This window comes from Macrococcus psychrotolerans (assembly GCF_038095555.1).
Taxonomy (GTDB): domain Bacteria; phylum Bacillota; class Bacilli; order Staphylococcales; family Staphylococcaceae; genus Macrococcoides; species Macrococcoides psychrotolerans.
This window is the reverse complement of record NZ_CP124591.1, coordinates 89499-103862: the sequence shown is the minus strand read 5'-3', so window position 1 is coordinate 103862 and position 14364 is coordinate 89499. Positions and strand designations below refer to the sequence as shown.

The following is a 14364-nucleotide window of genomic DNA, read 5'->3' as shown; positions in this document are numbered from 1 at the left end:
TTCTGAAAATTTAATTTATGTATTCCCTTTTTAACTTCTCTATATCCTTTTTCCAGAAAAATCGTTCTTTCTTTGATTGGTAAGCAACCTCAATCAGACTATTCGTCATCCACATCGAAAACAACGGATAAGGAACTCCCATCTCAATAATGTCGTCAATCGTTACAAATTCCCTTTCCATATTTAACCTCTTTCTATGCATAAAGTACTAATCTTAAGGGTAATTATAATATATAAAGATAATGGAGGCGATAATATGAATCAAAAAGAAATCTATGATAAGTTATTTGAACTGATTGAAAAGAATGATATTGCAATGATGACAACCATTCAAGATAATAAACTCGTTTCACGACCAATGAGTTATCAAGATGTAGATGCGAATGGGGATATTTGGTTTATGTCAACACGCACTGAAAAAACTGAAGAAATTGAGCAAGATAATCGTGTGAACTTATCATTCGCTAATAAAGGATATGTATCAATCTCAGGAAATGCCTTTATCGTAAATGACAACGACAAGATTAAAGAATACTGGAGTAAAGGAATAGAAGCTTTCTTAAAAACAAATCCTGAAGATCCAAATGTCGTGCTTATTAAAGTAGTTCCAGAAACTGCTGAATACTGGGCAACAGATGAATCAGTGAAAACTGTTGTTGAAGGCATTAAATCACTTTTTTCCAAAGAAAAAGGTAGTAGAGAAAACAGTTCATTGAATGAATCACTTAATCTTAAATAATATGTAAACACAGTAGATTGCTCTACTGTGTTTTTTAAATTCAAAATTAAAAAGACCTCACGTAGAGGTCTTTAATTTATGGTTGTCTATCCCAATGTCTTTGTTTTACTAATGCATCAAGATAATTGTTTGCAGAGGCATCAATTTCAATGATACCTGGCTCATCTTTTTTCACAGATGTTGCATCGATTGCTGCTTCAGCTTGTTTACTAAAACCAATTGTCTTAAAGTGGCGATTTGCTGCTTCAATATAGTCTTTCGCTGGTGGCAAGAGGGGTACTTTTGCATCCAGTACGATAATACCGTCAAAGAATGTAGAGTGCACTGTATCAAATGTCTCAGATACTTTAAATGCTCCAATTGTCATTGCTTTCTCAGCAACAAGTTTAAAATTAACCTTGTTATCGCTTAAGTTTTGCACGATGTCTTTAATCTCTGCTTCTTTTGAACTTGCAGTAACTATAATAGCGACAGATAATGTGTCTAACTTCTTAATTGTGTTTTCCATGCTAAGTGCCGGTGATTTCTTATCTGATTTCACTTCTTCATCTGTTGTAGGGGCTTGAACGCCAATTTTATCTGCAATTTGAGTCGCTAAGTCTTTATCGACTTTATTAATATTAGCAATTGCATTTTCTTTAACGAAATCATGCTTACATTTACCTAATTCAAAAGCAAATCCATCTCTTAGATGCTCTTTTTCAGGCTGCGTTAAGCTATTATAGTATAACTTTGCTTGTGAGTAGTGATCTTTAAAACTTTCACTTCTGGCACGCACTTTATGTGCATCAATCTTCTCATGGTAAGATTCAAATCCACCTTCTTCAACGGGTGTCGTATGGGGATTATTATTATTGATTGCATTCTTATGGTAGGATGTTTGTCCTTTATGCACAAATGATTGGTGCATACCATCACGTTGATTATTCGCAAATGGGCATACAGGTCTGTTGATAGGAATTTGGTGGAAGTTTGGTCCACCTAAACGAGATAACTGTGTATCAGTATATGAGAATAATCGCCCTTGTAATAATGGATCGTTACTAAAGTCAATTCCCGGTACAAGATGTCCTGGATGGAATGCAACTTGCTCTGTTTCTGCAAAGACATTATCTACATTGCGATTTAAAGTCATTTTACCCACACGTTTAACTGGCACTTCTTCTTCTGGCCATAATTTCGTTGGATCTAATATATCGAAATCAAACTTAAATTCATCTTCTTCTGAAATAATTTGTAGTCCTAATTCCCATTCTGGATAGTCACCTTTTTCGATTGATTCATATAAATCTTCACGGTTAAAGTCAGAGTTTTTCCCCGCGATAATTTGCGCTTCATCCCATACTAAAGAATGTGTGCCGAGTAGAGGTTTCCAATGAAATTTCACAAAGTGTGACTTTCCTTCTTTATTGATTAAACGGAATGTATGCACACCGAACCCTTCCATTGTACGGAAGCTCTTCGGAAGGCCTCTATCACTCATCGTCCACATCGTCATATGTGTTGACTCGGGGTTTTGTGCAAAGAAATCCCAAAACGTGTCGTGAGCTGTTCCACCTTGAGGAATTTCATTATGTGGTTCTGGTTTTATTGCGTGTACTAAGTCCGGGAATTTGATTGCATCCTGAATAAAGAATACAGGAATATTGTTACCTACTAAATCATAATTCCCTTCTTCAGTATAGAATTTAGTCGCAAATCCGCGTGCATCACGTACTGTATCATTTGATCCTTTAGAACCTTGCACTGTCGAAAAACGTACAAATACAGGTGTCTTTTTAGATGTATCTGTTAAAAATTTCGCTTTAGTATAATTACTTAAATCTTCATATACCTCAAATTCTCCATGTGCACCATAGCCACGAGCATGTACAATTCTTTCAGGAATTCTTTCATGGTCAAAATGCGTCATTTTTTCTCTGAAATGGAAGTCCTCTAATAAGGTTGGTCCACGTTCTCCAGCTTTAAGCGAGAATTCATCTTCTGCCATTTTTAACCCTTGGTTTGTCGTAAGTGCAGTATCTTCTGAGTGGTCTCTACGAAATGCTTCTAATTGCTCATCTTTTTTATTAGTCATTATCGTTCCCCCTATAAGTTTTTATACATTTGACAATTCCCTATTTAATGCATTCAAAACATTAAGGAATACTAATATTCAGCAAAATAATGCACAAAAATATTCTCTGAAATGAACTTTCAGAGAATAAACCAATAAAAAACTATTTAAGAAGCTGGTTACCTTATGTCTAGCGGTCGTGCCAAGAAGAAACGAAACGTTATATCATCGTTCAACTTACATAAAGAAATGGCTAAGCATTTACTGCACCAATTGATTGATAATCACCAATAATATGACCAGTGGAATAACATATCGCAGTAATATGATCCATACATTAAACAGTTTATTCTGATATGGCTTCTGGACGAAGTATGCTTTCATTATCTTTTTATCTAATACGTAACCTGAGAACAACGTATAGCATAATACACCAATTGGTAACATGATATTGGATACAAGGAAGTCCATATTATCAAAGAATGTTCCTTTTAAGAACTTCATGTCACTTATCGGTCCAAATGATAGTGCACACGGAATACTTACAATGAATATACCTAAAATAATCACAAGAACAGACTTTAGACGTTTCGTATTGTCATTCTTTGTCATATTTGAAACGTTGATTTCTACAAGATTGATCGATGACGTAATCGTTGCAAAGAAAAATAGCAATAAAAAAATTAAATAGAACATCGAACCAAATGGCAGCTGATTAAACACATAAGGTAACACGATAAAGAGTAGACCAGGGCCTTGCGCATTATCTATGCCCAAAGATGCCGTGGCTGGAAATATCGCTAATCCCGCTAATAACGTTACTAAAATGTTAAGTAATACAATATATCCTCCTGCTTGCACAAGATCAGTTCCTTTTTTCATATAAGAAGCATAAGTCAACATCCCTCCAAACCCTACAGATAAAGAAAAGAATGATTGTCCTAACGCAAATAAAATGGCTTCTTGATCTAGTTTATTAAAGTCTGGATTTAAAAAGAATGATACACCTTCCATCGCATTTGGTAATGTTATTGATCGAATGATCATAATGAGAAACATTACAAATAACATCGGCATCATAAACTTAGAGACACGTTCAATACCATTTTGCACCCCTTTAATAACAATAATGCCCGTTAATGCCAGGAACAAAATAACCCCTGCAATTGTATTCAATGGATTTGATATGATACTACCAAATAACACTGTATAATCTTTGGTCGCATCTCCAGTAAAAATCACTTTTATCGTACGAATAATATATATTAAGATGAAGCCGCCGATAACGCTGTAAAAACTCATTAATAAAAATACCCCGATATTACCAAGATAGCCGATTAAATCATACTTCTTCTTACCAGATAACTTACTAAATGCTCGTGTACTATAAGTCTCCCCAGCGACGCCCATCACAAATTCACTCATTAATATTGGTAATCCAATAAATAAAGTGAAAATGATAAACAAAATAAGGAATGCTGCTCCTCCATTATCAGCCATCACATAAGGGAATTTCCACATCGCCCCCAACCCTATCGCTGAACCTGCACTTGCTAGTATAAAACCTAATTTTGATGTGAAACCTGATTGCCTCTCCATATAAATCCCTCCTAAAATAAATATAAAAATAAAAAAGAGACCGTGTGTACACACGATCTCTTAAGTATAGAGACCGCTCATACATCGGCCTCTTAAGCGAATGCTAAGGAAGCCGTCATAGATACTTATACCTATGACGGTTATAAGTATCAGGACAGCTGCCACCAATTATTTAACTGTAGCTTTGTGTTTGTCATAATACTAACTCCTTTAGCGTTGAATTGATTTAATATTATCAGATTTCATTTTTTATGTCAATTTATTTTCTGAAAATTCTGTGCGATATTTATAATCAAGTTAGCCACCTGAGATGGAAGTAAATCAAACAATTTTATCAAAATTTCTTCTAAACAGTGGCTGTTACACCACCGTCAATGACAAATTCTGAGCCTGTTGAATATCTTGCTTCATCTGATGCCAAGAATATGATCATATTTGAAACTTCTTCAGCTTGCGCTACACGACGCATTGGAATCATTTGTTTAAATTTATCCACCGCTTCTTTTACGCCAGGTTGTTCAAGCATCGGTGTATGAATAACACCAGGGTGCACAGAGTTTACTGTAATATTAAACGGTGATAATTCTCTTGCTGCTGCCTTTGTCATACCTCTTACCGCAAACTTCGTATCTGTATATCCAATTGCGCCGCCGGCAAGACCATTCATAGATGATATATTAATAATCGCACCTGAATTTTGAGCTTTCATAGTTGCGGTTACTGACTTAATACCTAAGAACACAGAAACTTGATTAATATTTACAATCTTCATATAGTCATCTAAAGTAATTTCTTCAATTTTCATATTATATGTAATACCAGCATTATTAACAAGCACATCAATCTTACCCCAATATTCAAGTGTCGTCTGTACAACATTTTCCCAATCTGATTCACTTACAACATTATGTTTGATAAACAATGCATCTGAGCCTAATGTCACTGCTACAGCTTGCCCCTTTTCCTCATTTATATCTGTAATCACTACTTTAGCGCCTTCTGCAATTGCACGCTCTGCATGCACTTTCCCCATACCCTGAGCTGCACCCGTAATAATAATTACTTTGTCTTTTAAACGTTCCATTTTATTTCCTCCTTACAATGTTTTGATTGATGCTACATGATTTAATAATTTTTCCTGAATCTGTTTCATTTGTTTAAGTTCTTCTTCAGATAATATATCATATACTGCATTACGTACTTGCTTTCCAACACTTTCTGCTTCTTCCAACACTTTCAAACCTGTTTCAGTTATATTGAGCATTACGACACGTCTGTCACCTGAATGATTAATACGCACGACATATTCCATTTCTACAAGCTTGTTTGTCATTGTCGTAATTGCACCATATGTAAAACCTAATGCTTTTGCAATGTCTGAAGGCTTTGCATGACCATTTCGCTTAATATATTCGAGTAATATTACTTGGGAAATGTTAAGTTTATGGTCAAAGTGCTTTAAAAATAACGATATCATCTTATAGCTAAGTTGATTCCCATCATGAACAAGTCTGAAGAAGTTAGATTCTTCCATATATACACCTCTATATCATTAATTTATTATTAAATAATTTAACACTAAACTATTTAATAGTAAATTAAAATACTCAAAAATAAAGATACTTGCCCACCTCTTACGTTAATTACATCTACTCCTTGTTACTGCACGCTTACCTCTCATACCTGATTGGTAAATCATATATATTTTCTGTGCCTTTGTAATTCTCAATGTAATTTAGTGGCACATTCTTTGCGCCTTTAATGTAACCTATCTTAAATTCACCTGGTATTCATGGATATTTATAAGACAATCGGAAATAAAGATGAGAATATTAAACAAAATGAACAACTCCTCAATCTCTACAACAAAGACAAACAATAACCGAAGCATACATTATGTACTCCGACTATAAATTCAACCATTTTTAATTAGCTAATTATTTCGTACGCGCAACAAATTCATAAAATCTTCTACATTGTCTAAGTTTTGGTTACACTTCACAGTATTGTGACAAATACAATCCCCTTTCTTCGTGTAAGTCTCATCACTCTTATTATGTTTCGTTTTATTTAAAACTAGCACAACATCTAATTCCGCATTACATATATTACAGAACCCTTTCACTTTATTCGTTGAAATTTCACTATAAATATCTTCAAACTGATCCGTTTTATTTTTATATACAATATATTTTCTATTCGTCGATACATCATTACATTCAAGGCAAGATGTTTCTTCAGCATAATCGCATTGATATCAAGAGTTTTTTGTTTCTTCATTTTACTAAATAGTTTACTTAATTATGCTGGTGTCGGCATTTCAAAGTCTTGAACATGCACTTTAACAGTTTCTAATAAATAATCTGCGTTCTTCTTCGTAAACTATACATCGTCAATTGATTGAATGAACAGATTGGCATCTATTCTATACGATTGAAATATATCTTCTATTTCAGGTATTGATTATATTCAAATAGCAACAAATGATTATAAATTTCACAACAGATTATTTATAAACTTATAGGAATATGAAAGTGCGTTCTCCAAACAAAATAAATAGAGGCCTATTACTTTAGGCCTCGTTAAAAGATGTTATACAGAGTTTCATATTATGATCTCAATAGCAAACATACCAAGGAAACCCTCATAGATGCTTACCCATTTTTATAATCACTGTAATGAAACCAGTTTTCACTAGAGATATCAAACGATAAAAATCTATTATATTAATTTAGCTTCTTCTAATAATTCTTCAATGAATGTACCAGATGCTTTCTTCAATAAGCGTTTTTCTACCAATCTTTCATAGAATGGCATATCAATTTCATCTAGTTTCTTGCCATCATTCAGTACAGATAACGCATGTAATAAAATTCTCACATCGTATACTGAAGCGAATACTTCAGGCACTCCACGGTCTACTTCTAGAAGTTTATACACCGCTTCCATAGCAGTTCTTACTGAATATTCTGTTGTAAATACGGTATCTCTTTCTGTTTCTGCAAAGTTACCTATAAATGCAATATTCTTTGAACCATGTGGTACTACTAAAGGACGGTCTCCTTCTTTACGTGGCATAAAGTAAGCAGTAATGTACGGCATATAGCTTGGAATTGTATTACATTCTGCTGCTAGTGCTGAAATTTCTTCTTCAGGAACACCCATATGATAAAGCCATTCTTCACAAATTTCTTTACCAGAACACTCAACAATTGTTTTATTCGTACGTTCTCCACGTTCATCTGAATAAAGTGCGTAAATCCACACACTCACTTGATCATCCGGTTGATTTTTAAACTGCTGTTGTCGGTTTAACGTAAAGCTTAACTGCCACTTTGAATCATCTACAGTAACGATACCACCAGTTACTGTACGGCCTGATAATGGATCACGTTTACAAATTTTTTGAATATAATCTATAACTTTTTTATTATTTGTTGTTGCTGTAGCAGAAACGAACCAACTTTTCTCTGGTAAATCTTTATAGAATTTAGACGGATTACCGAACTCATCACATTGCGCACTTAAATTTTCCCATAATTGCCATGCACCTCCAGGTTTTGTTGTAGGTGGGGCAGGTGTATCGTTATCTCCATAAGTAGTACTTTCAGTGATGCTGCCATTTGTTACAAATACTAAATCATTTTCTGTTAAAGGAATTGATTCTTCATTACCTTTACGCACGATGTCTATTGCCTTTGCAACTTTTGACTCTTTTGAACATTCAACTTGTATATTCTTAACGGTTACACCATATTCAAATGTTACATTGTTCGCTTTAAGATGCTCGATCAAAGGCATAACAAGTGATTCAAATTGATTGAACTTCGTAAATTTTAGAGCTGAAAAGTCTGCAAGTCCACCAATATGATGGATAAAACGCATTAAATATCGACGCATCTCCATAGCAGAATGCCAAGGTTCGAATGCAAACATCGTTTTCCAGTAAATCCAGAAATTTGAGTCTAAGAAGTCTTTACTGAAGACATCAGATATCTTCACATCATTCAGCTGTTCTTCTTTCATTAAGCAAAGCTCGACGATTTCTTTATTCGCTTTTTTTGTTAGAGTCATTTTTCCATCTGATTCTAGGCGTTGTCCACGATTTTCTATTACGCGGCACTTCGAATAGTTTGGATCTTCTTTATTTAACCAGTAGAATTCATCAAGGACAGAAGCATCTTCGACTTCCAATGATGGCACCGAACGGAATAAATCCCATAAGCATTCAAAATGATTCTCCATTTCACGACCGCCACGCATTATATAGCCACGTTCAGGATTCAATATTCCATCCAAACTTCCTCCAGGAAGATCAAGCTCTTCTAATATATGGATATTTTCACCTTTCATTCGCCCGTCTCGTATTAAAAAACTCGCTGCTGCTAATGACGCTATACCAGAACCAACTAAGTATGCAGACTTATTATCTACCCCTTCTGGCTTTTTCGGACTTGCAAATGCTTCATAGTTTCCATTACTATAATACATAAATACCACTCCATTCGATATATATAATTTAAAGTTGCATGCTTGCTTTATATTCATTACTCTATCGCATTATTTTTCATATTCAGAGAATTTTATAAATAGTTTTGTCACTTATGTGACATTATGTATAAATATGTCTCAAAAGAAGGTGTACATATGGATAAAAAAGACTTAAGAGTTATCAAGACTGAACAGGCGTTACGGAATGCACTACTTGAATTAGGAAATGCTAAAGATTTTGATTCCATCACCATTAACGAAATTTGTGAAAAGGCATTAGTCAGACGTTCTACATTTTATCGTCATTACGAAGATAAATATGATTTTTATCAATGTACAATCATTCATCTCCTCAACATTTATAATGAAAAAAATGATGTACATTACAATCACTATCATCCTGAAAAATTTTATGCTGCTATGATTCACGATGTATTATTATTTTTAGACCAAAATAAATCGCTTGCAAAATCTGTAATATGCAGTGAAATCTATGGTGTCATCTCAATGATTATTTATAAACAACTTTATTTAATTATTGAATCTCATTTAAATCGTGAGATGGAAAACGGCTATGTTTTTAACCAAGACATCAATCTGCTTGCAGAGTTTTCCGCTGGGGGTATAATGCGCATTATATTTAACTGGTTACAAGCAGGCGGCAACAATGTCGATCACCTGTCTAGTTCACTAGAAGAAATGTTAAACCAATTCTGGAGCAAAATGAGATTTCAAAAGTAAAATAAAGAACTAGGAAGTATTCTCCTAGTTCTTTAATCGATATAAATTAATTTGTAATCTCTTTAATAAATGTCTCTATATTTTCTGAGCTTTCATAATGCTCTATTGTCATTGGATCAAAATGGATAAATGGTCCATTTTCAATATTAATATACTCTCCATCTTCTGATCCAATGCCTCCGAAATAGTAAGAAGTATCTCGTGCATCATAATATGTCGCTAACTCCTTTTTCAAAGTTTCACGTGAATTAACTGCTTGTCTAATTTCTGTATTTTCATAAATGTAAACGCCAACCTTTGATGTTCCATTCACAAGCCCTTGAGTCGTATTAATATGAGCAATTTCGTTCCATACAACATAGATCGTGTCCTCCCCTGTAAAAGCATAGCGAGTAAATGGATAGATACTTCCACCAAACTTAACTTCGTAATAGGCAGGAATTTCGTCATATAATAACACCGTGTTCCCGTATTTATCCATTTTTATGAAAGGAACCGAGGCGATCCATTGCTCAATATCTGATTCCTTGTCAAACACACCAACCACTTGCCTATAACTTTGTTCCGTTATTTCTAATAGATACAATGTACTTCACCTCAAGTGCATTATTTTTTATAATCGTATGCAACTTCTTCAAGTTGTTCATCGTACTCAATATATAAATCATGACCATCAAAAAACCATAAATCTGGCTCATTCACATAATATACTATGCCATCTGCAGTAATAGCTGTCACTGCTTTATCATCATCTGCATCTATAGTAAAAGCTAGCGAGTAATTCTCCTGAACTTTACTGGATCCATAGATTTTACTGTAAAATCTAACTTTGTCACCTGATCCTAGTCCTACTTCTTCTTTGAACCATTGATTAGCTTTGTCCGTTATATATATATTCATAATTATTCTCCTATCTATTGTTTATTGCAAATATTTTACAACTTTATCATTCAAGATAATCTTTAAACGATTCATACGAAACTGCGAACAATAGAAATCAAATCGATCATCTATTTTCCAGCATATAAATAGTATAATAAACATATCACATATAAAGAAATTAGTGGAACAATATGAAAAACAAGCCCGAATGACGATGTAAATGTTCACCATTTACTAGCATCATTCGGGCTTTATTTATTGTGGTGTTTCAAATGTGACAATATTACCTAGTTCAATATTGTTCTGACCAGCAAGCTTACTTGACAATTACCAATTTGACCTGTGAAGATGTCCTATATCTACTCATCCACTTTGTGAAAATAACTGTAATTCCATGCTTATTTTGATTGATAGACACTAATCTAAGGGCATCTATCAACGTTAAACATTATTTTCTAAAAGAATCAAATAATGTAACCATATTTAAACCAAAGTACTTACCTGCCGCGCTTAATGATTTTACTCCATGACCTGCTTTTAGGTGGTTATACATTGCACCTAACATAATAACATTGATTAGCATTGCACCGATTCTTGCAAATTTTTTATTAAATACAGATAACATCAAGAAGATTGAACCGATTAATTCAAAGTATCCTGCGACTTTCATCATACTCGGAGATAGGTTGAATCCTTCTTTGAATTGCTGAGCCATCGCCTCATCATTTTTCACTTTCGGTAAACTACTTTTGAGAATGTCTTTTGCTACGTATCCATTTACAATATGTTTATGCATTTTATTGCCTCCTAAATTTAATATATTAAATATACTATAATATATTTAATATATCTATAGTCCATTAGACTGATTTTTCATTTTTGGGATAGCGTAAAGATAATACTAATCCAAATAATGAAAGTATGAACATGCTTATATAAGTAATATTCATTTGTATTCCCGATTGTACTGACAAATTCATTATCGTAATAAATATTGCAGTTCCGATAGCAGCTGATATTTGTCGTATCGTATTATTCATCGTAGTACCATGAGTAATATATTTCCTAGGAAATGCGTTGATTGCTGCAGAAGTACAATTAACTTTGTCATTCTTTATGTTCAGTCTCATTGTCTATATTGCACTCATGCTGGTGAACGGCGCAGTACCAGTCTTCACACTTACAGGTTTCGGACTTATCTTGAATGCAAAGATTACTGCATATCATCAATTTTAAAAAATAATTTAAATAATCAAACAATTCAAGCATTTGCCGTGAGTAATAAAAGCAATATAGGTACAATATAATTATTCATGCACATATGACATACATAACAATATGAACAGGAGCGATGCACAATGAAATTAATCATGTTTGGGACGAGAGAAGACGAAAAAAAGGCGGCATTAAGCTGGGCCGAGAAGAACAATGTAGAAATTACCTTTAATCCTGGTCCGTTAACTTTAGAGAACGTACATTTATTAGAAGAATACGACGGACTATCAACAAGTCAGACAGCACCATTTGAAGATGATATTTATGAAAAAATTGCAGCTCAAGGTATAAAGCAAGTTGCCCAGCGTTCTGCTGGCTTCGACATGTTCAACCTTGAGAAAGCTGCTGCACACAACCTAATCATATCGAACGTTCCTAGTTATTCTCCAAATGCAATTGCAGAATATGCTGTAACTGCAGCCATGAACATTATTAGAAATACTGAAAAGATTCAAAATAAAGTAAAGCAACATGATTTTACCTGGAACAAATCTATCATCAGTAAAGAAATCCGTTCAATGACTGTTGCCATTATTGGGACTGGAAGAATTGGTACGATTGCAGCTCAAATATTTAATGGCTTTGGTGCCAAAGTCATCGGCTATGATCTAGATCCAAATGAAAAAGCAGAAGCATTCTTAACATATACAGACTCACTTGAAGAAGCAATTGGAAATGCAGATTTAATTTCAATACATATGCCACTTACAAAGGAAAATACGTATATGTTTGATAAGTCTTTATTTGCAAAAATGAAAGATGGTGTATTCATTGTCAATACTGCACGAGGAAAGATTGTAAACACTAAAGACTTGCTGGATGCATTAAATTCAGGAAAAGTAGCTGCTGCTGCCTTAGATACTTATGAAAATGAAGCACCTTATTTCCCGAAAGACTTTAGCGATAAATCAGTAGAAGATGACGTACTGCTAGAACTCATACAGCGTGAAGATGTTCTCATCTCTCAGCATATCGCTTTTTATACAGAAACTGCCGTAATGAACTTAGTAGAAGGTGGTCTTGATTCTGCAAAACAAGTCATTGAAACAGGTAGCTGTGATAATCGAGTAAATTAAAAGGAGGCGTATCCCTAGAATGTCATTAGCTCATACACAGAGCGCCATTAAATTTTAATTCTATACGTACTACCGAATTTTTATTCATTAAAATATTAATAAAAGGGTATAAGTATATAAAATACAATTTTAAAAGGGAGTGCTGTTATGACTAAAATATTAATGACTGGTGGAACCGGCCTTGTCGGAAACGCTTTACAACAAAAGTTTTCTTCTGAAGATGAAGTGTATATCCTTACACGTTCGGATAAAGAAAACCATGACAATATTACATATATCAATTGGGACAAAGAAAATTATGAGCAGAATATTCCTGATGTCGATCTCGTCATCAACTTAGCAGGAGCTTCTCTTAATCAACGATGGACGAAAGAACACAAAGAAGCGATACAAATCAGCAGAATCGAGTCTACAAAGAAATTGTTGCCTATCATCGATAACATGCAAAGTGTACCTCTACTCATTTCTGCAAGTGCGGTGGGTTATTATCCGCCTTCAATTGAAGCAGTATATTCTGAACAAGATACGATTTCACCCTTTGATTTCTTATCTGAAACCGTGCATCTATGGGAACAAGAGGCCAAAAAAATAGAGCAGAATGGAGCTGATGTTGCTTATGTACGTTTCGGCGTAATATTCTCCGACAAAGGCGGTGCACTACCACTTATGATTAAGCCTTATCAATTATTTGCAGGGGGACCTATAGGTAAAGGTACACAACCTTACTCATGGATTCACCTGGATGATTTAGTCGATGCGATACTTTATATATATAAACATCGTTTGACAGGTATATATAATTTAACTGCACCCTACCCTGTAACGCAGCAGCAGCTTGGAAAAGTGATTGCTGAAACGATTCATCGTCCACATTACTTTGTTACTCCAACTAAATTAATCGAGCTTCTATTAGGCGAACAGTCGATTATGGTTACAAAGGGTCAAAAAGTATTACCAGAAAAATTATTAGCTCATGGTTTTAAATTTTCATATCCGAATGTCAAAATTGCACTATCAGATCTATTGAGGCAGTCATGAATAAGGAATCACGCAAACAAGTAGAACGATTATGGAAGCAAGAGAAATATAAAGTTATGTATTTTAGTCAAAGACAATATCTATTGATTCGTCAAGAACTGAATAATGGATTAGATGAACCTCAGGTATTAGAGGACATTATTGAAGAGACTTACAATATGCAGCCGAGTGAAGGTTCAATGCGTAATAGCTTTGAACATATGTGGGGGTATTTTAAAAAGATTGCTGCCGAAGAGGAAAAAGCATATTTTTTCAGCCTTCTCACTGATGTTTCACGTAACGATAGAGACATTAAAAGCTATTTATTGTTACTGGCAACTCGGTATCGTGTCTCATACTTATTACAAAGTTCTATTCTTAAGGAAGCGGCTTAACGTTTCACATTTCTTCTTTAATCTATAGAGTTATTAATTATGCTCCTTATAAAGCTTTCACTTTTAAGTGTCTACTTTATAAGGAGTATATTA

General features: G+C 34.1%; 15 protein-coding genes. 6 read left to right on the top strand and 9 right to left on the bottom strand.

Annotated features, from left to right (window positions below; all coding sequences use genetic code 11):
* Positions 1-10: 10 nt before the first annotated feature.
* Complete coding sequence (locus QA539_RS00510) at positions 11-181, bottom strand: hypothetical protein (RefSeq protein WP_219493524.1); 171 nt, start codon at positions 179-181, stop codon at positions 11-13.
* Between the two features lie 75 nt (positions 182-256).
* Here QA539_RS00510 and QA539_RS00505 point away from each other — a divergent pair, with 75 nt between their 5' ends.
* On the top strand, positions 257-739 hold the full coding sequence (locus QA539_RS00505) for a pyridoxamine 5'-phosphate oxidase family protein (protein ID WP_219493522.1): 483 nt from the start codon (positions 257-259) through the stop codon (positions 737-739).
* A 76-nt stretch (positions 740-815) separates the two neighbouring features.
* Here the strand turns inward: QA539_RS00505 and QA539_RS00500 are convergent, their stop codons facing one another.
* The 5 genes from QA539_RS00500 to QA539_RS00480 all read right to left on the bottom strand — a co-directional run bounded on the left by QA539_RS00500 (position 816) and on the right by QA539_RS00480 (position 8885).
* Positions 816-2816 (bottom strand): catalase, encoded by a 2001-nt coding sequence (locus tag QA539_RS00500; RefSeq protein WP_419895249.1) that lies wholly within the window; start codon positions 2814-2816, stop codon positions 816-818.
* Positions 2817-3056: 240 nt separating this feature from the next.
* Positions 3057-4394, bottom strand: coding sequence for a sodium-dependent transporter (locus QA539_RS00495; RefSeq protein ID WP_419895248.1), 1338 nt, complete (start codon positions 4392-4394; stop codon positions 3057-3059).
* 346 nt (positions 4395-4740) lie between these two features.
* Positions 4741-5478, bottom strand: coding sequence for an SDR family NAD(P)-dependent oxidoreductase (locus QA539_RS00490; RefSeq protein WP_219493516.1), 738 nt, complete (start codon positions 5476-5478; stop codon positions 4741-4743).
* Positions 5479-5490: 12 nt separating this feature from the next.
* Positions 5491-5928, bottom strand: coding sequence for a MarR family winged helix-turn-helix transcriptional regulator (locus tag QA539_RS00485; RefSeq protein ID WP_219493515.1), 438 nt, complete (start codon positions 5926-5928; stop codon positions 5491-5493).
* Positions 5929-7115: 1187 nt separating this feature from the next.
* A complete protein-coding gene (locus QA539_RS00480; protein ID WP_219493514.1) occupies positions 7116-8885 on the bottom strand; it encodes an oleate hydratase in 1770 nt (589 codons plus the stop codon).
* Positions 8886-9041: 156 nt separating this feature from the next.
* Here QA539_RS00480 and QA539_RS00475 point away from each other — a divergent pair, with 156 nt between their 5' ends.
* Positions 9042-9626 carry a TetR/AcrR family transcriptional regulator gene (locus QA539_RS00475; protein WP_219493512.1) on the top strand — a complete coding sequence of 195 codons (585 nt, stop codon included), beginning with the start codon at positions 9042-9044 and terminating at the stop codon, positions 9624-9626.
* A 46-nt stretch (positions 9627-9672) separates the two neighbouring features.
* Here the strand turns inward: QA539_RS00475 and QA539_RS00470 are convergent, their stop codons facing one another.
* The 3 genes from QA539_RS00470 to QA539_RS00460 form a co-directional block, all read right to left on the bottom strand.
* The gene (locus QA539_RS00470) at positions 9673-10212 is read right to left on the bottom strand and encodes a hypothetical protein (RefSeq protein ID WP_283722064.1); all 540 of its coding nucleotides are present in this window, start codon (positions 10210-10212) and stop codon (positions 9673-9675) included.
* 20 nt (positions 10213-10232) lie between these two features.
* Positions 10233-10526: a HesB/YadR/YfhF family protein gene (locus QA539_RS00465; protein ID WP_219493508.1), complete on the bottom strand. Its 294-nt coding sequence runs from the start codon at positions 10524-10526 to the stop codon at positions 10233-10235.
* A 430-nt stretch (positions 10527-10956) separates the two neighbouring features.
* Positions 10957-11304, bottom strand: coding sequence for a DoxX family protein (locus tag QA539_RS00460; RefSeq protein WP_219493506.1), 348 nt, complete (start codon positions 11302-11304; stop codon positions 10957-10959).
* A gap of 281 nt (positions 11305-11585) precedes the next feature.
* Between QA539_RS00460 and QA539_RS00455 the strand changes: the two genes are divergently transcribed.
* From QA539_RS00455 to QA539_RS00440, 4 genes are all read left to right on the top strand, one after another.
* On the top strand, positions 11586-11744 hold the full coding sequence (locus QA539_RS00455; RefSeq protein WP_419895247.1) for a hypothetical protein: 159 nt from the start codon (positions 11586-11588) through the stop codon (positions 11742-11744).
* A gap of 122 nt (positions 11745-11866) precedes the next feature.
* Positions 11867-12859: a D-2-hydroxyacid dehydrogenase gene (locus tag QA539_RS00450; protein ID WP_419895246.1), complete on the top strand. Its 993-nt coding sequence runs from the start codon at positions 11867-11869 to the stop codon at positions 12857-12859.
* Positions 12860-13006: 147 nt separating this feature from the next.
* Positions 13007-13897, top strand: a complete 891-nt coding sequence (locus QA539_RS00445; protein WP_419895245.1) for a TIGR01777 family oxidoreductase — start codon at positions 13007-13009, stop codon at positions 13895-13897.
* Positions 13894-14271 carry a DUF1722 domain-containing protein gene (locus QA539_RS00440; RefSeq protein WP_419895244.1) on the top strand — a complete coding sequence of 126 codons (378 nt, stop codon included), beginning with the start codon at positions 13894-13896 and terminating at the stop codon, positions 14269-14271. Before QA539_RS00445 ends, QA539_RS00440 begins: the two co-directional genes overlap by 4 nt.
* Positions 14272-14364: the final 93 nt, after the last annotated feature.

Coding starts and splice junctions, on each gene's coding strand:
- QA539_RS00450 (WP_419895246.1), top strand. CDS start 11,867: ATGAAATTAATCATGTTTGGGACGAGAGAAGACGAAAAAAAGGCGGCA.
- QA539_RS00445 (WP_419895245.1), top strand. CDS start 13,007: ATGACTAAAATATTAATGACTGGTGGAACCGGCCTTGTCGGAAACGCT.
- QA539_RS00465 (WP_219493508.1), bottom strand. CDS start 10,526: ATGAATATATATATAACGGACAAAGCTAATCAATGGTTCAAAGAAGAA.
- QA539_RS00480 (WP_219493514.1), bottom strand. CDS start 8,885: ATGTATTATAGTAATGGAAACTATGAAGCATTTGCAAGTCCGAAAAAG.
- QA539_RS00510 (WP_219493524.1), bottom strand. CDS start 181: ATGGAAAGGGAATTTGTAACGATTGACGACATTATTGAGATGGGAGTT.
- QA539_RS00490 (WP_219493516.1), bottom strand. CDS start 5,478: ATGGAACGTTTAAAAGACAAAGTAATTATTATTACGGGTGCAGCTCAG.
- QA539_RS00495 (WP_419895248.1), bottom strand. CDS start 4,394: ATGGAGAGGCAATCAGGTTTCACATCAAAATTAGGTTTTATACTAGCA.
- QA539_RS00460 (WP_219493506.1), bottom strand. CDS start 11,304: ATGCATAAACATATTGTAAATGGATACGTAGCAAAAGACATTCTCAAA.
- QA539_RS00440 (WP_419895244.1), top strand. CDS start 13,894: ATGAATAAGGAATCACGCAAACAAGTAGAACGATTATGGAAGCAAGAG.
- QA539_RS00475 (WP_219493512.1), top strand. CDS start 9,042: ATGGATAAAAAAGACTTAAGAGTTATCAAGACTGAACAGGCGTTACGG.
- QA539_RS00500 (WP_419895249.1), bottom strand. CDS start 2,816: ATGACTAATAAAAAAGATGAGCAATTAGAAGCATTTCGTAGAGACCAC.
- QA539_RS00505 (WP_219493522.1), top strand. CDS start 257: ATGAATCAAAAAGAAATCTATGATAAGTTATTTGAACTGATTGAAAAG.
- QA539_RS00485 (WP_219493515.1), bottom strand. CDS start 5,928: ATGGAAGAATCTAACTTCTTCAGACTTGTTCATGATGGGAATCAACTT.